This is a genomic window from Cytobacillus sp. QJM3NY_8 (assembly GCF_056173585.1).
The window spans coordinates 1,355,050-1,375,690 of the sequence record NZ_CM149681.1 but is presented as its reverse complement, the minus strand read 5'-3'; the positions used below and the strand labels follow the sequence as shown (position 1 = coordinate 1,375,690).

21 protein-coding genes and 1 pseudogene are annotated in these 20,641 nt (G+C 41.9%); 6 read left to right on the top strand and 16 right to left on the bottom strand.

Features of this window, described 5'->3' with window-relative positions:
• Positions 1-33: 33 nt before the first annotated feature.
• A complete protein-coding gene (locus AC0VZ9_RS07300; RefSeq protein WP_475397181.1) occupies positions 34-1,188 on the top strand; it encodes an MFS transporter in 1,155 nt (384 codons plus the stop codon).
• 33 nt (positions 1,189-1,221) lie between these two features.
• On the opposite strand, the gene AC0VZ9_RS07295 is transcribed toward AC0VZ9_RS07300, so the two are convergent.
• The 3 genes and pseudogenes from AC0VZ9_RS07295 to fabG all read right to left on the bottom strand — a co-directional run bounded on the left by AC0VZ9_RS07295 (position 1,222) and on the right by fabG (position 3,813).
• Entirely contained in the window at positions 1,222-1,860 is a 639-nt protein-coding gene (locus AC0VZ9_RS07295) for a GNAT family N-acetyltransferase (protein WP_251157095.1), read from the bottom strand.
• Positions 1,841-3,018 (bottom strand): annotated as a pseudogene (locus tag AC0VZ9_RS07290) (thiolase family protein). Before AC0VZ9_RS07290 ends, AC0VZ9_RS07295 begins: the two are co-directional and overlap by 20 nt.
• A gap of 54 nt (positions 3,019-3,072) precedes the next feature.
• Positions 3,073-3,813 (bottom strand): 3-oxoacyl-ACP reductase FabG, encoded by a 741-nt coding sequence (gene fabG, locus AC0VZ9_RS07285; RefSeq protein ID WP_019381449.1) that lies wholly within the window; start codon positions 3,811-3,813, stop codon positions 3,073-3,075.
• Between the two features lie 251 nt (positions 3,814-4,064).
• On the opposite strand from fabG, the gene AC0VZ9_RS07280 reads away from it, so the two are divergent.
• Complete coding sequence (locus tag AC0VZ9_RS07280) at positions 4,065-4,391, top strand: hypothetical protein (protein WP_009331304.1); 327 nt, start codon at positions 4,065-4,067, stop codon at positions 4,389-4,391.
• Between the two features lie 147 nt (positions 4,392-4,538).
• Here the strand turns inward: AC0VZ9_RS07280 and lepB are convergent, their stop codons facing one another.
• From lepB to AC0VZ9_RS07260, 4 genes are all read right to left on the bottom strand, one after another.
• Positions 4,539-5,093: a signal peptidase I gene (gene lepB, locus AC0VZ9_RS07275; RefSeq protein ID WP_192908339.1), complete on the bottom strand. Its 555-nt coding sequence runs from the start codon at positions 5,091-5,093 to the stop codon at positions 4,539-4,541.
• Positions 5,094-5,120: 27 nt separating this feature from the next.
• Positions 5,121-5,744 (bottom strand): TVP38/TMEM64 family protein, encoded by a 624-nt coding sequence (locus tag AC0VZ9_RS07270; protein WP_251174422.1) that lies wholly within the window; start codon positions 5,742-5,744, stop codon positions 5,121-5,123.
• Positions 5,745-5,875: 131 nt separating this feature from the next.
• Complete coding sequence (locus tag AC0VZ9_RS07265; RefSeq protein ID WP_026041679.1) at positions 5,876-6,805, bottom strand: LCP family protein; 930 nt, start codon at positions 6,803-6,805, stop codon at positions 5,876-5,878.
• A gap of 559 nt (positions 6,806-7,364) precedes the next feature.
• Complete coding sequence (locus AC0VZ9_RS07260) at positions 7,365-9,350, bottom strand: S9 family peptidase (protein ID WP_192908337.1); 1,986 nt, start codon at positions 9,348-9,350, stop codon at positions 7,365-7,367.
• 232 nt (positions 9,351-9,582) lie between these two features.
• Here AC0VZ9_RS07260 and AC0VZ9_RS07255 point away from each other — a divergent pair, with 232 nt between their 5' ends.
• Positions 9,583-9,972, top strand: coding sequence for a YhjD family protein (locus tag AC0VZ9_RS07255; protein ID WP_475397180.1), 390 nt, complete (start codon positions 9,583-9,585; stop codon positions 9,970-9,972).
• A 98-nt stretch (positions 9,973-10,070) separates the two neighbouring features.
• Here AC0VZ9_RS07255 and AC0VZ9_RS07250 read toward each other — a convergent pair whose 3' ends face one another.
• A complete protein-coding gene (locus AC0VZ9_RS07250; protein WP_019381444.1) occupies positions 10,071-10,625 on the bottom strand; it encodes a competence protein ComK in 555 nt (184 codons plus the stop codon).
• A 199-nt stretch (positions 10,626-10,824) separates the two neighbouring features.
• On the opposite strand from AC0VZ9_RS07250, the gene AC0VZ9_RS07245 reads away from it, so the two are divergent.
• Both AC0VZ9_RS07245 and AC0VZ9_RS07240 read left to right on the top strand, forming a co-directional pair.
• Entirely contained in the window at positions 10,825-11,061 is a 237-nt protein-coding gene (locus tag AC0VZ9_RS07245) for an IDEAL domain-containing protein (protein WP_009331381.1), read from the top strand.
• Between the two features lie 63 nt (positions 11,062-11,124).
• Positions 11,125-11,769 (top strand): Type 1 glutamine amidotransferase-like domain-containing protein, encoded by a 645-nt coding sequence (locus AC0VZ9_RS07240; protein ID WP_019381443.1) that lies wholly within the window; start codon positions 11,125-11,127, stop codon positions 11,767-11,769.
• 45 nt (positions 11,770-11,814) lie between these two features.
• Here the strand turns inward: AC0VZ9_RS07240 and AC0VZ9_RS07235 are convergent, their stop codons facing one another.
• The 3 genes from AC0VZ9_RS07235 to AC0VZ9_RS07225 all read right to left on the bottom strand — a co-directional run bounded on the left by AC0VZ9_RS07235 (position 11,815) and on the right by AC0VZ9_RS07225 (position 14,300).
• A complete protein-coding gene (locus AC0VZ9_RS07235) occupies positions 11,815-13,107 on the bottom strand; it encodes a M48 family metallopeptidase (RefSeq protein WP_475397179.1) in 1,293 nt (430 codons plus the stop codon).
• Positions 13,108-13,273: 166 nt separating this feature from the next.
• On the bottom strand, positions 13,274-13,579 hold the full coding sequence (locus AC0VZ9_RS07230; RefSeq protein ID WP_009331384.1) for an AzlD domain-containing protein: 306 nt from the start codon (positions 13,577-13,579) through the stop codon (positions 13,274-13,276).
• Complete coding sequence (locus tag AC0VZ9_RS07225; RefSeq protein WP_475397178.1) at positions 13,572-14,300, bottom strand: AzlC family ABC transporter permease; 729 nt, start codon at positions 14,298-14,300, stop codon at positions 13,572-13,574. The genes AC0VZ9_RS07230 and AC0VZ9_RS07225 overlap by 8 nt, the downstream gene beginning before the upstream one ends.
• A 135-nt stretch (positions 14,301-14,435) precedes the next feature.
• Between AC0VZ9_RS07225 and AC0VZ9_RS07220 the strand changes: the two genes are divergently transcribed.
• Positions 14,436-14,987, top strand: a complete 552-nt coding sequence (locus AC0VZ9_RS07220; protein ID WP_009331386.1) for a helix-turn-helix domain-containing protein — start codon at positions 14,436-14,438, stop codon at positions 14,985-14,987.
• A 99-nt stretch (positions 14,988-15,086) separates the two neighbouring features.
• On the opposite strand, the gene AC0VZ9_RS07215 is transcribed toward AC0VZ9_RS07220, so the two are convergent.
• From AC0VZ9_RS07215 to AC0VZ9_RS07195, 5 genes are all read right to left on the bottom strand, one after another.
• A complete protein-coding gene (locus tag AC0VZ9_RS07215) occupies positions 15,087-15,881 on the bottom strand; it encodes an ABC transporter ATP-binding protein (RefSeq protein WP_019381441.1) in 795 nt (264 codons plus the stop codon).
• A complete protein-coding gene (locus AC0VZ9_RS07210; RefSeq protein ID WP_009331388.1) occupies positions 15,856-16,878 on the bottom strand; it encodes an ABC transporter permease in 1,023 nt (340 codons plus the stop codon). Before AC0VZ9_RS07210 ends, AC0VZ9_RS07215 begins: the two co-directional genes overlap by 26 nt.
• A gap of 55 nt (positions 16,879-16,933) precedes the next feature.
• Positions 16,934-17,944, bottom strand: coding sequence for an ABC transporter substrate-binding protein (locus tag AC0VZ9_RS07205; RefSeq protein ID WP_475397177.1), 1,011 nt, complete (start codon positions 17,942-17,944; stop codon positions 16,934-16,936).
• Between the two features lie 191 nt (positions 17,945-18,135).
• Entirely contained in the window at positions 18,136-18,912 is a 777-nt protein-coding gene (locus tag AC0VZ9_RS07200; protein ID WP_009331393.1) for an enoyl-CoA hydratase-related protein, read from the bottom strand.
• Positions 18,913-19,038: 126 nt separating this feature from the next.
• Positions 19,039-20,595: a fatty acid--CoA ligase family protein gene (locus AC0VZ9_RS07195; RefSeq protein WP_192908332.1), complete on the bottom strand. Its 1,557-nt coding sequence runs from the start codon at positions 20,593-20,595 to the stop codon at positions 19,039-19,041.
• Between the last annotated feature and the right edge of the window lie 46 nt (positions 20,596-20,641).

Below are 20,641 nucleotides of genomic sequence, written 5' to 3'. Positions count from 1 at the left end.
TTTGTGCATAAAGTATATCGGCAGGTGATAAGGATGATTTCAAAACAGATCCTGATTGCAACTTCAGTCATTTTGACAGTTACAGGAGTTTTTGTGGCCAGCAATATTTATACACTAATCCCTATTTACGGGGATATTGCTGACTCTTTTCAGGTAAATGAAAATTATATTGTTGGCGGTGGAAGCCTGTTTGCATTTTTTTATGCAGCCGGCCTGCTATTCTTTGGCCCTGCTTCCGATACCTTTGGCAGGCGCAGAATTATTATTACAGGTTTGTTTGCTTCTGCTTTGTCCACTTGTGCTGTAGGGCTTTCTACTAATGTAGAGGCTCTCTATATAACCAGGTCGATTCAGGGGCTGACTCTTGGGAGCTTTGCTCCTGTTGCCTTCGCTTATACCTTTGATCTTTTCAGGCCGAGGGGCCGCACCCTGCTGCTTGTTTTTATCAATACAGGATTCCTTGTCGCCGGCATTCTTGGACAGCTGATCAGTTCGACAATTACTTTTTATTTTAAATGGAACTATGCTTTTTATTTCTTTGCGTTTTGCTATTTTATTCTTTTCCTTGTATCGTATAAAATACTTCCAGGCACTTCTCCTCCTTCCAAATCAGGGGTTTCCGTTATTTATATTATGAAAAAACTATTAATGAAGGGAAGCCTGCTCCAAAGCTATGCTATTACCTTTACTTTGCTGTTTGCCTTTGTAGCTTTTTACGATGCAATAGGAAGGAATTTCGAGGGAACCATGGAGGAGCTGTTCACATTAAGAGCTGTGGGACTAATCGGGGCGCTGCTGTCTCTCTTTACGGGAAAATTAATTGAGCGGATTGGTGCCCATTCGACATTAAAGCTTGGTTTACTTTTAGGGATTTTCAGCATTATTAATATGTTTTTCTTCAGCAGCACTATTGCCTTAATGGCAATTTCCATTATGTTTGTGGCTTCCATATCCCTTCTTGTTCCCACTGTTATCACACTGATTGGCATGATTGCAGGGGCTGACCGTGCAAAAGCGCTTTCTCTCTATTCTTTTTTTCTATTAACCGGAGCAAGCCTTGCCCCGCCGGCAGTTATGATTCTTGAATATTATTATGTACTGTATCTGCTTCTTGCCTTTTTCCTGACGAATATCATTCTTAGCTATTACTTGTCAAAAGAATTTACTTTTGTCAGTCAGCCAGAATAAATCTTATAAAGCGCGGAATTATTCCGCGCTTCTTCACTCTTTCCACTCCTTTCTCAGGAGCCCGTATAGATACATATCATGCCGTTTTCCATCGCGCTCAAGAAACTCTCTATAGCAGCCTTCTCTCTGGAATCCAAGACTTTCATAAAGAGTTTTTGCTCTAGTATTATAGGAAAATACAGAAAGCTGAAGCCTATACAGATTCAGCTCCATAAAAGCATAGCGAATCAGGCATTGCATGGCTTCCTTTCCATACCCTTTACCCCATTCGGCTTCATCTGCAATGGCAATGGTGATCCAGCTTGTTCTGTGTGGCCATAGAATGCCGTTTAGCTCCGCATATCCTATCAGTTCATTTGCTTCTTTTAACCTAAGCGAAAATCTGAAGGTGTTTTGCGGACATTCATCAAGCCATTTCTTAATTTCCATTTCCTGTTTGGGTTTTACCGGCAGAGCATCCAGGTTTCGCATGATTTTTTCGTCTGCATGCCACTGGATTATCTTTTTAATATCATCCTCAATAAACGATCCCAGAATGATCCTCTTTCCAGACAATATCGTACTGCTTATCACTTTCTTCACCTCCGGAAAAATCAATTCTGCAGGATGGGATCCGCTTATTGGATAAATAAAGAGCCCCCGAAGGAACTCTTTATTCGTACGTTTCCACAAATATTGTGGCTCCCATCCCGCCTCCGACACATAGAGAAGCTATTCCTTTATGGCCGCCTCTTCTCTTTAATTCATGAACGAGACCCACAACAAGGCGCGCACCGGTACATCCAATAGGGTGTCCCAGACTGATTCCGCTTCCATTTACATTTACTTTGTCCCGGTTTAAGCCTAACTCTTTCTCAACCGCCAAATATTGGGCTGCAAAAGCCTCATTTATCTCAATCAAGTCTGCATCATCAAGCGACCAGCTTACATTAGCAAGACCTTTTTGTACTGCCGGCACAGGCCCTATTCCCATTACTTTTGGATCTACTCCTGCCACGGAGAAGCCAGCAATCTTTGCCAGAGGCTTCAGTCCCTTGTCCAGAGCCAGATCTTCCGGCATCAGGACAAGTGCTGCTCCGCCGTCATTCAGGCTTGATGCATTTCCTGCTGTAACAGAGCCACCCTTTCTGAAGACAGGGCTCAAGCTTCGCAGCTTTTCGGCTGTTAAATCTGCCCGCGGGTTTTCATCTTTTGTAACGGTTACTTCTCCTTTCCTGCTTTTCACAGTAATTGGAACGATCTGCGAATCAAAGTAACCGTTTTCAATTGCATGCAAGGCTCTCCTGTGGCTGAGCAAGGCTGCTTCATCTTGTTCTCTCTTGTAATGGCATGCATTTCTGCCAGGTTTTCTGCCGTTTCCCCCATCATAATATGATGGATTGGATCTTCGAGAATTTCCCATACGGTATCGGTTACCTGCCCATGCTGCATGCGGGCGCCCCAGCGATGCTGTTTTAATACATAAGGGCTGGAGCTCATGGCTTCAACTCCTCCAGCAATCACGATATCTGACATCCCTGACTGAATCTGCAGTGCTGCAGACATAATTGCCTGCATACCGGATGCACACTGCCTCTGGACTGTGAACCCTGTTGTTGTATCGTCAAAGCCTGCAAGCAAAGCTGCTGTTCTTGCTGTATTCGGTTCATCTGTACGCTGAATGCAGTGTCCCAATATCACTTCATCCACCTCATTGCTCTGCAGGCCGCTTCTCCCGGCAGCTTCTTTTAATACAGGCACAATCAAATCCGTCGGCAGCAGATCCTTAAACGCTCCTCCAAACGTGCCAACCGGTGTTCTGACTGCTGATGTTATTACAACATTTCTCATCTTTTCCACCTCATTAATCTTCTGATTATCGAGCACAGGCTCGAAGTCAGTTCATTACATCATGATGCCGCCATCTACATGAAGGACCGTGCCATTCACATAATCCGACTCATCGGAAGCCAGAAACAGGTATGCATTCGCAATATCTTCCGGTTTTCCAAGTCTGCCCAGCGGAACCATGCCCTGCATTTGGCCAATAACCTTTTCCGGTACTTTTGCTGTCATACCGGTTGAGATGAATCCTGGGGCAACGGCATTTACGTTGATTCCTTTTCTGCCGAGTTCTTTTGCCCATGTTTTGGTCATCCCCAATACACCCGCTTTGGCTGCCGCATAGTTTGTCTGTCCGACATTCCCATAGACTCCCGATACAGAGGACGTATTGATTATTTTTCCGCTTCCCTGTTCCAGCATGAATGGAAGGACTGCTTGTGTACAATGAAAGACACCTGTCAGATTCACGTCCATAACCGCCTGAAAATCATCTGCAGCAAGCTTTGCCAGCATCCCGTCCCTCGTAATTCCTGCATTATTGATCAGGATGTCAATTTTTCCAAATGCCGCTTTTACAGCTTCCGCCATACTGTCTATGCTTTGCCTGTCCGAGACATTAACCTGAAAAAACTCAACCTGAAGACCTTTTTCCTTCAGCTCTTGTGCCCTGGTAATTCCCATGTCTGCATCATAATCAGCCATAGCTACCACCGCTCCTTCACCTGCAAACTTTTCGGCAGCAGCCAGACCAATTCCATTCGCCGCACCTGTAATAATGGCGACTTTATCCTTCAGCCTCATCAATTGCACCTCCGTGATATATTTAAATATTCCGACATTGGATTCTGGAACAGATCCTTTGCGTTTACTCAGGCTATTATTCGACAAAGCCTGCAGTTTCTCCTTTGTCCCCTGCAATATAATCTCATGGTTAAAAAGCTTTCCCGGTCTTCCAGGGAACTGATGGTAATTTTTTGAATCGGTTTAGCCGCTGTAAAAAAAGGCTAAGAAATATAAAACAAAAGACAGCAAAATTGAAAGGAGCATTTATCATGAAAGTTGTTTATGGCTTGATGGCTCAAAACGGAGATGCCCAGGAGCTGTTATGGGATTTGGGATTTTGGGAAAGTGAAGAAACGGCAAAGGAATATTTAAATGCCGAAATGGCCAATACACGCGGAGTTACCGTAGAACCCATTACAATTAATGACGCTATCCCAATTCCCCCAGAAGAAATGGAAGAAGAAAAAATGGTTGCCTGCTCCCTTTGCGGAATTGAATACAATCGTGAAGATGTCAATATGACTGATTATGATGAAGACGTATGTGTAAACTGTGAACCTGAATATAGGAATAATCCTAATTTGCATGTTATCTGAGATATCTTGCCTGCAAATTAGAAAAGCGCAAGAGCCTTGCCCACCCCCGACACCTCGAGGGGAGGCGCTGCGAAAGCTAGACAGTAAAATAAAAGGGACTCGAATAATTAGTATTATCGAGTCCCTTTTTTCACAAGATAAGTTAGTTTAGAATGACGCATCCATTTCATCAAGCGGCCAATAGCGCAGGTTTACTTTTCCTACAACCTGGCCGGCTGAAATAAATCCAAAATGTCTGCTGTCCCAGCTTCCGAGGCGATTATCTCCCATAACAAATAGTTTTCCCTCTGGAACCGTTTCAGTGCCCGTCATCTCCAGGAGTGTAAAATCACCTGTCAGTTTGCCGCCCAATGTTTCTTTCCGGTATTTCTCCAAGTATGGCTCATCCACTTTTTTACTATTTATAAATAGTTCATCATTGCGGTATTCGATTTCATCCCCTGGCATCCCTATAATTCTTTTTACAAAATCCTCTTCATCATTATGATGAAAAACAATTACGTCAAAGCGCTCTAAGTCGCTGACCTGGTAACCGATTTTATTCACAATCAGTTTATTTCCATCCTGAAGAGTGGGCATCATGGATTCACCTTCCACAACATAATTGGAGAAGAAAAAAGTCCGTATAAAAGCAAAGATAATGATGCCAATTGCAAAAGCCTTCAGCCATTCCGCTCCTTCTTTTCTCAATCCTTCCTTCACATTTCATCTCCCCCAATGCTTATGCATTCATTGCTTTTTATTCCCGCGATCTTTTTCTACGCTCATATTCATCTTTATTTCAATGATTTTGCCGACATACCAAAGAATGAAAATGACCAATGCAACAATGGCTGTCCGAATTGGCTGTGTTACTAATGATTTGATATCATATCCGACAAAGCTTATTGTAAAAATCATCACTATTTTGCCACTCAGGACTGCCAGCATATATTGAGCCATGCTGATATTCGAAAGCCCTGCGACAATATTTACGACTGCCGAAGGAGTAAACGGAAAACAGAGCAGGATGAACAATGGTCCAAACCCATGCTTTTCCACCCATTTCATAAGCCTCTGTACCTGCTTATGCTTCTTCAAAAAACGGAGTATTCGTTTCTGGCCATATTTCCTGACCAGCAGGAAAACGAGCAGCGCTCCTGCGACCGCGCCGAGCCAGGAGTATAAGAAACCCAGCCAGAGACCAAATGCACTCGCATTTGCCATAACAAACAAAACCAGGGGCAGAAAAGGCAAAAATGCTTCTAGCATTGGAAGCAGAATACCGGGGAGCGGTCCAAATGAACGATATTCCCGAATTAAATCCATTATATTATCCAATGTTAACCAATCTTTGAACAGTTCAAAATCCATTTAATATCTCCTTGTCCAATATACAGCAAAGTCCTATTCGTTCGATTATCATTAAAGGGAAGTTTCCCCTAGTTTTACCACTTACCCTTTTATTGTACACCTAATCCGCCAAAAACTGTGTTTCTACCTTTTTATTTCGAAAGAAACTCATGGATAGCCGCTTTGTTTGCCTCTTTATCAATGCCTAAAACAGCAGCACCATTAATTCTCTGGTTTTCAAATGTTCCATCAACAGGAACACGAAGAGTCTCTACATTCCTGTTATCCTTAGATAAGAAATCTTTCCCGATATAAAGAATATCTCCCGTATCCATATTAGTATTTACAAATGGAGTTACTACCCCGATTAGTTTCGGAAGCTTTGTAATGGTCTGAAGGCTTGTAAACTGGCTTGCTACTTCTTTCATTACCTTCTGCTGGCGTTCTACTCTTCCAAAATCCCCTACGGCATCCTGCCTAAACCTGACATACCCAAGGAGATGCTCTCCATCAAGGCGCTGCAGACCCGGTTCCAGAGTAACACCGATATTGGCAGACATTCTTTTTTCTACATCAATTTCTACCCCTCTTGGAAAAGCTTCATCAATTAAATGAACAAAGCCTTCGAAATCAACAATTGAGTAATATTTAATATCTATATCAAAGTTTTCCTTAATCGTTTGCCTTAATAACTCAGGACCACCATAAGCAAGAGCTGAATTTATTCTGTTTTGCCCATGGCCCGGTATGTCCACGTACATATCTCTCATAAAAGAAATAAGTTTATATGTTCCCTTTTCAGGATGATATTGGGCAACCATGATGGTATCTGCCCTTGATTTCTCTTTTCCCCTTGCGTCACTTCCAAGGATCAGAATATTCGTTCCTCCATATTTATCTTTTTCACCGTTAAATTCAAACTCTTCTGTCTGTATATTTGCCTCTCCCTCTGTCTGGGAAACACCTTGCTTGAACTGAAAATACGAATAGCCAAGGGTTCCTGCAATCAAGAGAAACAGAATCAGGAGGACGGACTTCCATTTTTTTTTCTTTTTCTTCTTTTCATGTCTATCTGATCTCATAAGAATAAGTCCTTTCTTTGCAGTTAAATTATAATTCTGCCGCGGGTATGAAAATACCTTCACCTATATTCGACTTCGGTTTCCATAAAAAAGTTTCGATATCACTGCTGGTATATCCTGTATACCCTTATACTTTGCAGATGAATGGGTTTCGTTGCAACTTATTTTAAATAGTTTCTTTACCCTATATGAAAACTGATTTCATTGATATATCGGCGATTTTGATGTTACTTTACAGCTCTATTAGAAAAAGCTCCTTGCCCACCCCCGAAAAGCACAAGTCGAGCCTCACAGAAAGGCGTCCTTTGCCTTTTGGGAGGATTGCCCGAAATGTAGAGGCGACTGCCCAGGGACGACAGGCATAAGACGGTTCCTGTAAGAAGGCGTCCTTCCTTCTGGAAGGAAACGGCTTATGACCCCGAGTCCCTAGGAGCCGAAACAAGACAAGCTTGTGACCTCGAGGGGGTAGGCTGCTTGCGCTAGACAGCTCTCGAAGTACAAAGGTATAAATTTTGATATTATCAAAAAACCGCAAACCCAAAGGCCTGCGGTAACTTTTTTATAGATATTCATTAAACCAGCCGGCAATGTAATTCAGGCGGCTGATTCTTAAATTCGGTTTTCCGCTTCTGGAAAGCTCATGGTTGGCTTCAGGGAACCGCACAAATTTTGCTGTTTTCTTCCGATGCTTTAAGGCTATGAATAATTGCTCTGCCTGCTCAATTGGACAGCGATAATCCTTTTCGCTGTGCAAAATCAGCAGAGGTGTATTCATATCATTCACATAAGCAAGCGGGGAATGTTTCCAAAGCTTTTCTATATCATTCAAATCACTCTTGATTTGCCAATCAGTAAAATAGTAGCCGATATCACTTACTCCATAAAAGCTGATCCAGTTGGAGATGGATCGCTGAGTGACTGCCGCCTTAAATCGGCTGGTGTGTCCAATAATCCAGTTGGTCATAAACCCGCCATAGCTTCCTCCCGTTACGCCAAGCCGGTCTTTATCGATAAAATCGAAGTTTTCCAGCGCATAATCGACTGCATCCATAATATCTTCATAATCCTTGCCCCCGTAATCTCCTCTTACAGCATCTACAAAATGCTGGCCATATCCATGGCTTCCCCGTGGATTGATAAATAAGACCGCATAGCCTTTTGCTGCGAGACATTGAAATTCGTGAAAATATGAATTGGCATACATGGCATGAGGGCCGCCATGGATTTCGAGCACAAGCGGTACTTTTTCGCCCTCTTTCAGATGGGCTGGTTTCATGATCCAGCCATGCAGATCCCAATCATCTGAAGATTTAAACTGAATTGGCTCCGCATCTGCCAACTCTACACCTTTCAGGAACTCTTCATTCACATTTGTCAGCTGTTTTAATTCCCCTGTTGGGACATCAAGCAAAAATAAATCCCCTGGATATGACGGCTTGCTAATGGCTACAACAGCTTTATTGACGCTTCCTCCTGTTGTCAATCCATATACATGCTGCTGATCCAGCAGCGCAGGATATAATTCCCCATCTAAAGAGCCATAATAAACAACTGTATTACCATGGTCAGTTGCCAGGAAATAAAAGCTTCTGCTGTCCTCTGCCCAAAGAATTCCCGGTGTTACTGTACCCTGCTGGAAATCCCCGATGGCATAATCACCAGCCAATATATCTGATTCTGCAGTAAGGCACTGCAGATTTCCAAATTCGAGATTATACACCCAGACCTTTGTATGCGTAGCATTTTCGTATTCCCTTTCATGCCCGAACAATCCTATGTATTTTCCATCCGGCGACCATGTGGCGCTTCCAAAATAACCTTTTCCATTTGTAATCCTTTTCATGTCTTTTGTTTCAAGATGGATAATATAGACATCGCTTAGAAAAGAGAAATCTTTGTCTTCACTTAAATCTGCCGTAACAGCAATCCATTTTCCATCTGGTGACCAGTCTTGCAATTGGTAGTCATGTTCTCCGGATGTCAGCTGCTCCATTCCGCCAGTTTCAATATCTATTAATGCAACCTGGCTGTACCTTCCGCTCCAAAAACCCTGGGCGTCTGATTTGTGCTTCATTTTTTCAATTTCAAGAGGAAGGGGCCTGTCTGTCTGTTTTTCCTGATTTTCCTTTGTTTCTGCATCTTCTCCAGGCTTTACTGAAAGATTGAAAACAATCTTCTTCCCATCAGGTGACCAAACAGGCTTTGAAGCGCCATTTGCACAGTGTGTCAGCTGTTTGGCTTCTCCTCCTGCTTTGCTCATCACATAAATCTGTGATTTTCCGTCTCTGTCGGATACAAATGCGATTGACTCCCCATCAGGAGACCAGCGGGGCGAATGATTACGATGTTTGCCGTAAGTCCATTGAACCGGCATATTGCCTTTAATGGTATTTAAGTAAAAAATATTTGAACTATATGTATTTTCCTCATCAAGCATTCTGGTCTCAACAAAAGCTAAGTCATTTCCATTCAAGGATAGCTGCGGATCAGCTACTGATTTTAACTGATAAAGGTCTTCCGGTTTAATTGTATTTTTTTGCGTCATTTATTCCATCCTTTCTAACTGTGCTGTCCTCTTTATTTCGACATCAGAAATAAAATCCCTTCTCAATACGCTGCCGGCTGAAACTTTTTTTAATTATTGGAAATGATGAAGAATAACAGCGTTTCGACAAATATAGGCTCTTGCAAGAAAAAACATTCCTTTGTAAAATTAAATGAGAACACTTGTTCTGTAACACTAACAGGATACTATTGATTAAGGGAGCAGAAAAAACATGACCAGAATTCCTGAGGAAGACCGTAATATCATGGAACAGGCTATTTATTTGCCAATGGTGCTAACCATTTTAAATCGCGACTCCATCGTCATTAATAAAAGCCCGTTTAAACTAAAACAGCCTTATCTTGATTTGGTTGAAGAAACAATGAAGGTCATTCAAAGTGAACTCTCTGAGGTAAAACGCTATATGAATAAACACCAGCTTAAGGTACAGGAAATAAAGAGAGATGAGACATTTACTATGTTCATGTTCCTTTACAAAGGATATGAGGAGCATCATAATTACTTTAACCCCCGCATCCGCAATAAAGTCCAGGAGCTGATGACATATTATCTTATTAAAAAACCTATGCCCAGGCCCGGAAAAAATCTGAAGGCAAATTAATATTTGGAATAAGAAAAGCCTGCAGCTAATAATGTAATATACACACGAAAAACAGAAGCATGAAATTCCGCATGCTTCTTATTTATCCTTTCCCTTCTCTATTGGTAGGCTCCAGTTCTCTCCGAAGCATTCATTATTTTGGAACCATTCACAAAGTACAATGCCTTTCTCTCTGAATCCTCTATCCTCCTTATCAATGTCGTTTTTAGTAAAGCTGTTCTGAGCACCTGATTATTAAGCGTAGTATAAGATACTGGAATAATGAAGCTTTGCTTATTCTTAAAAACCACTTGAGTATGTGCGTTTTCCGCTCGCTTGAAATAATTGATATGATCCAATGCAATCCAGATGCATTCAGGATTGTTTGGAGAAGCCGTCGGGAAAAAATAAATGAAATTTGTGGGGTCTATCGTTATTGGAGCTTTATGGGTAATGCCGGTTAATTGGCGTGTACCCTCTTTTCTGCCTTCATAGCTTGATCCAAAATATTTGCAGCTGCTTTTAATTATATCGATCGGCTTAAAAGGGGAAGTCACCTCATCATCAAGCTCCCAGATTTGCGAATAAACTTTCAGCCCATAAGCGAGGGGTTTGATAATCATTGTATTTGGATTGACTTCATACTCCTCGATCATTTGGGTATTATGGCTCATATGTTTTCATCTCCTATCTATTTTCGCTCTCGCTTTTCCATATTAACACCAATTTATCTAAAAATTACTAATTTATTTAATAGTTTCTAATTTGTTCACAATTTCGACATTCTGAAAATATTTTCTTAAAATTTAAAAAACTTAGTTGAATATTTAAAGGCAATTCCATATAATATTAAAAAGCTCAGGGGTGATTTCCATGAAGGAAAAATCATACACCGAATTGATGAAAACCAGTGGGATAAAACGGAAAAACCATAAGGATTCTTTTGTTCTTGACCTTTATATTGATATGCTTGTTACCGAGATTCTGCTGAATACTGAAAAAGAAAAGCTGATGAATAAAATAGACGCAGCAATTGATGAAAGAAATAAACCGTCATTTATGCATTTATCAAAGCAGTACAAAGAACTTTCCAAACGTTTTGGCACTTAGTAAACCAGTTTGCCCCCGCCAATCGGCGGGGTATTTTATTTTTAATAAGGCAGGAGAAAATTATTGGACAGCAGGCATTTATTTTTAATGGGCGGAAGCCCTCCATTCGGGCAAAGGCTTGGAAAAAAGTTTACGGAGCTGGCTTGTGGAGCGGCTGGCAAAATAGCTATACTCTTTTTGGAAAGGGAGGGCTGGGAAGGCTATATGAATAAGTATACTTCCGGCTTAACTCAAAATGGCGCAAGGAATTTCTGTTATCTGCCTCTTTCCCCTGCACCACCAGAATCTTTTCTTCAAGAATTGGTGTCCTGTACCGGGGTCATCATTGGAGGCGGTGAAACGGAAAAATACAGAAGTTATATTGTTGATACTGAAGTGGGAGAATACATTGGCAAGATGTACAAGAACGGTATTCCTGTAGCAGGTTTTTCGGCAGGTGCCCTAATTATCCCGGAGCATTGCATAATTCCCCCTATTGATACATCTGAAAAACAGCATCTCTTTCTGAAAGGTATCGGGTTAATCAGGGATTGTGTCATTAGTGTCCATTTCACTAAATGGAATGAAGGGGAAAATTTAAAGAGGGCAGCGGGGAAAACCAATGTCACGGCTGGTTATGGAATTGATGATGATGCAGGCATTTATTTTTATAATGAAATTCAGACTGATAGTGAAGGCGGCATACATATTTATAAGAATGAAATATAAAAAAGCAAGCCACATGGCCTGCTTTTTTCTCATATTATTGTCAAATCAGTCTGCCGCCTGCTTCCGTTCTTTTTGCCTCTGTTCCATTTCAAATTCTTCGAGCATGGAAATACGCTCCAGCATGGTTGGATGTCCATACCGGAATATTTTTACGAGAAGCGGCGGATTAACCTGGCTTAAACCGGCACGTGTCAGCTCCTGAAATGTTTCTATTGCTGCTTTTGAGTCCGTCGTCATTTCGATGGCATAGCGGTCTGCCCTTGTTTCCTGATACCGTGAAACAAAATTGGATAGAGGACTTGAAATAAAAAGCAGCATCGAAAGAATCATCAAAAACAGCGGCAGGGACCGAATATCATTTACCGCAGGAATTTTAAGCGCCCGTCCCCATTTATCGACTGCTTTCTCCATTATTTTGGCTGTCAAATAAAGGCCCAGCAGGGAAAGCAGCAAGTAACCGCCAATTCCGATATATATATGCTTTTCCACGTAATGGGCCATTTCATGTGCCATTATAAACAGGATCTGATCTTCAGTTAATTTATTCAGGGTTGTGTCCCATAGAACAATTCTTGAATTTGATCCGATACCAGTCACATATGCATTCAGCGCATTTGTTTTCTCTGCCATATCGACTTCAAAGACATGTTCCGCCGGTATTTTAGCCTGATTTGCCAAATCCAGAATTTGCGTTTCAAGTTCCTTGTTTTTCAAAGGATAGAAATCATTATAAAGAGGGTCAATGACAACAGGCTGCAGGAACATCATAAATAAGGTAAATGGAACAGACAATAACCAGGCATAAAGCCACCATCTCTTCCTGCTCTTATTAATCAGCCAGTACAATACAGACACTATGAGAACCATCATTCCATAATTAACCCAAAAATCAATGAGTTCATCCTTCATCCATCCGCTGAAGCTCTGTGTCGAGATATTATACGTTTTTGAAAGTGAAAAGCTGATATAGCTTAATGGCATAGTAGCAATAAACGCGAAAAAAGAAAGCCAAATCAAATAAATCGCCGTTTGCAGGAATTTATAAGGTGCAGTCTGTTCAGCCCACTTCTTAAAAGCCTTCGATAAGCCAAATAAGAGAATGAATAAATAGAAAATCCATTCAAAAGGTGTAGAAATAAAAAACAGCAGGTTTCTTATTTTAGAATATTCCTCACTGAGCATCAGTTCCCTGCCGTTCAGGAAAGTTGCCGGATCTGCCCGTGAGCCTTCATACTCAAAGGGCAGACTGCTGTCAGCAAAATAGAATAAATACCAATAAAAAAATAAACCGTATACAAAAAAGGCCAGCGCCCCGTAAAAGCCTAATTTCCGCGCCATCTGATCCCCCCTTATGGTACAACCTTTCTATATTTAGTTTAGTATAAAAATCTGGAATTAGAACTATTTTGATGGGACAATCCAAGTTATTAGCCTTTCACAGGAGTTCTATTGAAAAAGCCGGTTCTAGAAGGAACCGGCTAAAGAACATCAATAATAATCTTTTCTAAAATAAGAAAGAATATACAGATAACACAGCAATCGATCCTAATACAACAACAATCACATTTGCACCTAAAAAGGCTGCTAGAAAAGCAGCAGCTGCCCCGAGCAGCCCAAACCAAATATCTTCATTTATAAACAGGATGCCTGGAAAAATAAGTGCCCCTAAGGTCGCATACGGCACATTCTTTAATATCCCCTGAACGAACCCGGGAAGCTCCTTCCCCTTAAAAAGCACAAAAGGCAGCAGTCTTGGGATATACGTAACTGCTGCCATCCCAACAATCATCCACACGATATGGCTACTCATGCCCCTGCCCCCTGTGCCTGTTTTTTGCATTTTCAATCCATTCTACTATTACAGCTGACAAAAGCGTGGCCAGCACAATTGCCCAGCCAGTCGATAGCGTATTAGTCAAAGTGAAAATTGTGTTAAAACACGCTGCCAGTGCCGCAAGAAAAACAACTTTTGCACTCTTTTTCATAGACGGAACGAGAAGGCCGACAAACATGGCATAAAGAGCAACAGACATGCTTTCCTGCAAGGTTTGCGGAAGGCTCCCACCAATTAGGTGCCCAAGCCCTGAGCAAAAGACCCAGCTTAAATAGGAAACCGAGATAAGCCCAAGCATATAACCGCTTGTTACCTTTTCTTCACGTACTGCTGCAACTGAGAAAGTTTCGTCCGTAATCCCAAAAGATAAAATTACCTTGTTAGCAGCCTGTTCATCATCCCACTTTTCATTAAGAGAGGTTGACATTAAGAAGTGCCTGATATTCACGATAAAAGATGTCAAAACAATTTCAAATATGCCCGTTCCCAATGAAAGAAGGCTCAGGGATATGTACTGTGCTGCCCCTGCAAATACGAGCAAACTCATTAAAGCTGTTTCACCAATTGAAAGACCAGTTGTTTTGGCGAGCAGCCCAAATGTTAAAGCGATGGGTGCATATCCTATCGCGATGCTGATTCCCGACTGCACCCCTTTCCTATACTCCCCGGAAGGCTTGCCGACTGCAAGTTCTGCCATAATGCTCACCGCCTTAAAAAATATAATACCAGCCTGAAAATTATACTATAATAGACTTAATATTAAAGCATGATGCGCTGGTATAGTATATTATACATTCGTGCGTTATATTACACAATAAACCTGGAGGATATAATGGAGAATATTCAAAAAAGTATTGGGGAAAACCTAAGGAATATTCGAAAAACAAGAGGATACAGCCTGGATGCAGCGGCAGAAATAACCGGGGTCAGCAAGGCGATGCTGGGACAGATTGAGCGGGGGGAATCCAACCCGACTGTCACCACGCTTTGGAAAATCGCGAGCGGCCTTCAAGTTTCATTTTCCTCACTTATTCATGAGGAACCATCAGATGTCCAACTCATAGAATTGAAGACTCTAACTCCAATAATGGAGAGCATGGGCGATTACAGGGTTTATCCCGTGTTCCCTTTTGACCCCCGCAAGAAATTCGAGATCTTCACAGTCGAAATTGAATCGGGCTGCCAGCATACATCTGATAAACATAATGAGGGTGTTGAAGAATATATCACTGTCATGTCCGGAACTCTTGAAATAGAGATCGGAGACCAGCGAATCACTGTCCGCTCCGGCAATTCAATAAAATTCTCAGCAAATAAAGCGCATACGTATAAAAATATCGGAGCCGAACTGATTCGCTACCAGGCAGTCATGTATTATCCATGAAAAAGTTGGCATATCGCTTCGGGCGGTATGTTTTTTTACTGGAATATTTCCAAAACAAACAAGCCGGACAAAGCCAAAAGCCTTTTGTCCGGTCTCCCTTTAGATTAATACAGCCTTGTCACTGCTCATTTTCTCTCCACGGATTTTTTGGAATTCTTCAAGCAGTTTTTCGACGGTCAAATCTTTCTTTTGGTCTTCATTTGTTTCAAAAATGATCTGGCCCTTGTCCATCATGATCAGCCTATTTCCCAGGTCAAGTGCCTGCTGCATATTGTGGGTCACCATTAATGTAGTAAGTTTATATGTTTCCACAATCTCTTTCGTAAGGCTGGTAATCAATTCTGCACGAGCCGGGTCCAAGGCAGCGGTATGTTCGTCTAAAAGCAATATTTTAGGCTCTGTAAAAGTCGCCATCAACAGGGATAATGCCTGCCTCTCCCCGCCTGACAGCAGTCCAACTTTTGCTGAAAGCCTGTTTTCCAATCCAAGATGCAGCATTTCCAGCTTTTCCTGGAAAAAGTCGCGTCGTTTCTTGGAAACTCCTTTGCGAAGGCCACGTGCCATAGTTCTCGAATAAGCAATGGCAAGATTTTCTTCTATGGTCATGGAAGGGGCTGTTCCTGCCATCGGATCCTGGAAGACACGTCCGATCAGCCTGGATCTTTTATGTTCTTTCACAAGAGTGACATCAGTGCCATCAACCAGCACTTCTCCTATATCAGGAATCAATTTGCCGGAAATCATATTCATAAGAGTAGATTTTCCCGCTCCATTACTGCCAATAACCGTCATGAAGTCGCCTGGCTTTAAATGAAGATCGATTCTGTGAAGTGCTGTTTTTTCGTCTGGAGTTCCCTCATTAAACACTTTATGAATCTGATTTAATTGCAGCAAGATGTTCACCACTTTTCCCGTAGGCATTAGTTTTTTTCGCTTCCGCTAATCTCCGCCGCTTTCTCTGCTTTTCTTTTTGCTGCTGAATAAGCTTTGGCAGAATCAGCGCACCAATCACGATTACTGCTGTGATTAGCTTCATATCTCCTGTTTCAAGAAATTCAACTCTCAATGCAAGAGTGACTATAATACGATATAAAATGGCTCCTCCGATGACAGCCAGTGTTGCTCGGACAATAGTTTTTGCGCCAAAGATTGCTTCTCCAATGATTACGGATGCAAGTCCTATGATAATCATCCCGATTCCCATTCCGACGTCACTGAATCCGTTATACTGTGCCACTAATGCTCCAGAAAAAGCTACAAGTGCATTTGAAATGCCCAAGCCAGCTATCTTCAGGATATCTGTATCAGCTGAAAAGCTTCGGATCATCGTCTCATTGTCGCCTGTTGCACGTATAGCCAGACCAATATCTGTCTTTAAGAAAAGATCAATCAATACTTTCGCAGCAAAGGCTAATATTAGCATTAAAATCAGAATCCCCCAGGTCTTTGGGATGAAACCCATTCCCAATGCCCCAAACAGGCTTTGAATAGCCTGATCAATCCCAAGTCCCTGCCAGAATGCTGTAAGCTTTGTGATAGCCGTTTCCTCAGACAGCAGTGGAACATTTGACTTGCCCATAATCCGGAGATTGATAGAGTACAATGCGATCATCATTAATATTCCGGACAAGAGGGCATTAATTTTTCCTTTTGTATGAAGAAGGCCTGTAAGGCAGCCTGCTGCAAACCCCGCAAGCAATGCTGTCATTGTTGCCAAAAATGGATTGTATCCTCCTACTATCATGACAGCTGCTACAGATGCGCCCGTTACAAAGCTTCCATCCACCGTCAGATCGGGAAAATCCAGTATTCTGAATGATAGGTAAACCCCCAATGCCATTAAGGCATAAATTGCTCCTGCCTCAATGGAACCAAAGATCGCTGTTGGCATAGTAATCTCCCTTTCTATTAGAAAAGCGCAAACGCTGGTGGGTTATTTACAGGTATTACTCCACAAACTCAGCAAGATCGCTCCATTCCTCTTTTAAGTCAATGCCCATTTCTTCTGCAGCCTTTTTATTGATTAGCAGCTTTAGTTTCTGCGGATATTGGACAGGAAGTTCGGATGGCTTCTTGCCGTCTTTTAAAATTTTTGCAGCCATTTCCCCAGCTTCATATCCGATATCTTCATAGTCAAATCCGTAAGCAGCAAAGCCCCCGCGTTTAACAGAGTCCAGTTCTCCCACGAAAAGCGGGATGTCATTGTCGTTTGAAACCTGAATGACAGATTCCAAAGCGGAAACAACAGTATTATCCGTAATAATATAGATGGCATCAGCTTTTCCGACAAGAGATTCTGCAGCCTGTTTCACTTCGGAAGAATTGGATACGGTTGCTTCAGCCAATTTCATATCTGTACTTGAAAGAGCTTCCCTCACCTTTTCAATCTGCACCTCTGAATTTTGTTCTCCAGAATTGTAAATAACACCCACTGTGCCTGCCTCAAACTGTTCATTTATAAATTTAACCATGTTGGGTATCGCATCAGGATGCGTATCTGTTGTACCTGTTATATTTCCTTCAGGAGAATCCATTGATTTTACTAATTGCGCACCCACTGGATCGGTTACTGAAGTAAATACAATTGGTATATCCTTTGTTGCATTCAGTGCACTTAATGCACTGGGGGTAGAGTTGGCAAAGATCAGGTCTACTCCATCTCCGGCAAAATTATTGGCAATGGATTGATTATTATTCTGGTCCCCTTGTGCAATCTGAACATCGTAGCTTGCTTCAATACCAGAATCCTCCAATGCCTTCTTAAAGCCCTCGAGTGCCGCATCTAACGAGGGATGCTCGACAATCTGCGTAACTCCTATATTAAATGATTCTTCCTTTTCTTTATCAGAAGAGCCTGCATCTCCATTTGTACTTTCACTCCCGCAGCCGCTTAGAAGCAAAGTTCCCATAAGACCTGCAGCAGCTATTGCTTTAAATGATTTTATTCTCTCTAACATACTAGATGATCCCCCTTTTATCTCTATCTTTTCACTTCAGCACTTTTATGCTTTTATGCTTTTATTCACTAAATTATATAGTTAATAGCGACACTATTCAAGATATTTTTTAATAATTTTCTAAAAATTTATTATTTTAATAGAAAGGACACAGCCAAATATTGCCGTGTCCCATTACCCGCTTATTCATTTTATTTCCCTTTAAACTCTGGTTTTCTTTTTTCAGCAAATGCTGCAAGAGCTTCAACTCTATCTTCTGTTGGGATAATTACTTCATATGCCTTCCTTTCAATCTGCAGCCCAGTCTGCAAATCGACACCCATGCCATGTTTTACAGCAAATTTAGCCTGCTGCAGGGCAAGCGGGCCGTTATTAAGCATTTGTCCGGCAAATTCAAAGCAATCATTTAAGAGATTATCTTTTTCAGTCACTTTTGTAAGGATGCCGTATTCAAGCGCTTTTTCAGAAGTAAGCCTTTTAGCCGTCAAAATTAATTCCAGGGCTTTGGCCTGGCCTATCAATCTTGGAAGTCTTTGAGTGCCGCCTGCCCCTGGTATTATGGCCAAACTTGTTTCTGTAAGTCCCATTAAAGTGCCTGAAACGGCGATGCGGAAATCGCAGGATAGAGCTAACTCCATCCCGCCCCCGAAGGCAAAACCGTTAATAGCAGCAATAGTAGGCTGCGGAAGCTGATCAACCAGTGAGAATACCTCACCTATTTTATATATATTTCTGCGGACTTGCTCTTCTGATAGTGTCCTGCGCTCTTTTAAGTCTGCACCAACACTGAATGCTTTTTCTCCAGCCCCTGTAAAAATCACTGCACGCACATCAGGGCTGGTGCGCAGCTTTTCAACTGATTCCTGAAGCTCCGATAAAGTATCAAAATTAAAAGCATTCAATGCATCAGGGCGGTTAATCGTTACGACCGCAATATGACCTTTTGTTTCGACTGCAATAGAACTCATATGTATCTCTCCTCTTTCAAGTACTATCTAATAATTCGATAAATTTCGTGAAAACCCTTTCAAATTTAGTCAATCTGAAATTGGAATAGAAAAGGACAGACACATCCCATGCCTGTCCATAAAAACCTATTTAGTCTGTAGAACCTGATTCTTCAATGCTCTCCTCAAAATTTTACCAGTTGTGTTCTTTGGCAGCTCTTCTAAAAACTCGATCGATGACGGCACTTTATATTTAGCCAGATGCTCAGCACAGTATGCAAGCAGCAGTTCTTCTGTCAGCTGAGGATTTTTAGTTACAACATAGCATCTCACCGCTTCACCCAGATTTGGGTCAGGCACACCCAATACAGCAACTTCAACTACATCCTCGTGATTATAGAGCACCTCTTCAACTTCCCGCGGGTACACATTATATCCGCCGACTAAAATAAGGTCCTTTTTACGGTCAACGATATAAAAATAACCTTCCTCATCCCTTTTTGCGAGGTCTCCTGTATAAAGCCAGCCATCGCGAATAGTTGCCGCGGTTTCTTCCGGCAGCTTGTAGTAGCCTTTCATCACGTTGGGCCCGCGCACAATCAGTTCACCTACTTCGCCAACGGAAACTTCCTCTCCCAGTTCATTTACGACCTTATTCTCAACGTTCATAATGGATTGCCCGATTGAGCCTGCTTTCCGCGGCTTATCAAGCGGATTGAAGCAGGTAACCGGAGAAGCTTCTGAAAGACCATATCCTTCTGAGACAATGACATTGAATTTTTTTTCAAAGCCATGAAGAAGTGCAACAGGCATGGCAGCACCGCCCGAAATGCAAAGCCTTAACGATTTCAGATCTTCCGTATTTCCATCATCAAACTGAAGAAGGAAATTGTACATGGTCGGAACGCCGGCAAAAACAGTAGGTTCATATTTTTTAGCGAGTCTAAATATTTCTTTCGGGCTGAATTTTGGATCTATTAAAATAGTAGCCCCATTCATCAGCGGTGCATTGAGAGCAACCGTTAAACAGAAGACATGAAACATAGGCAAAGTAGTGATAACCCGGTCATTTTCGTTCATGTGCAAATAGTCGCTGACATCCTTTGCATTGCAGTAGAGGTTTTTATGTGTCAGCATGGCACCCTTCGGCTTGCCTGTCGTACCGGATGTATATAGGATAACGGCTGTTTCATCATCTTTGAGCTCAGGGCCTTTAAAATCCAAATCTCCTGAAGCTATCACTTGTGTAAACGATTTCATTTTTGAGAAAGCTGATAATGCAGACGGATCCGCTTTTGAAGCCTGTCCCTGCGGGGTTTCACAAATAATAAAGTTCTCCACTCTTGGAAGAGCCTGATGCATCTTCTCAATCAAAGGCACTAACAGGTCAAGCGTAACAAGCGCTTTTACATCACCATTATTAACAATGTAGCCAATTTCATCCGGTGTATAAATTGGGTTGATCGGTATAACAGTTGCTCCAAGCCGCAGTGCTCCATGCAGGCCGATGACAAAATGCGGCGAATTCCCAAGTAAAAGAGCAATATGATCTCCTTTTTTCACTCCCAGCTTTGAGAGCCCATCCGCAAATTTAGTCACAGCACCATCAAGCTCCCCATATGTACTGGACTGGTCCATAAAATAATAGGCAGTCTTATTGCCCATTTTGATCGCCGTTTCATGCAGCTGCTCTGTTAAATTCATTTACACTCCCCCTGTAATGAATGAATAGTCATTCATTTTTATTAAA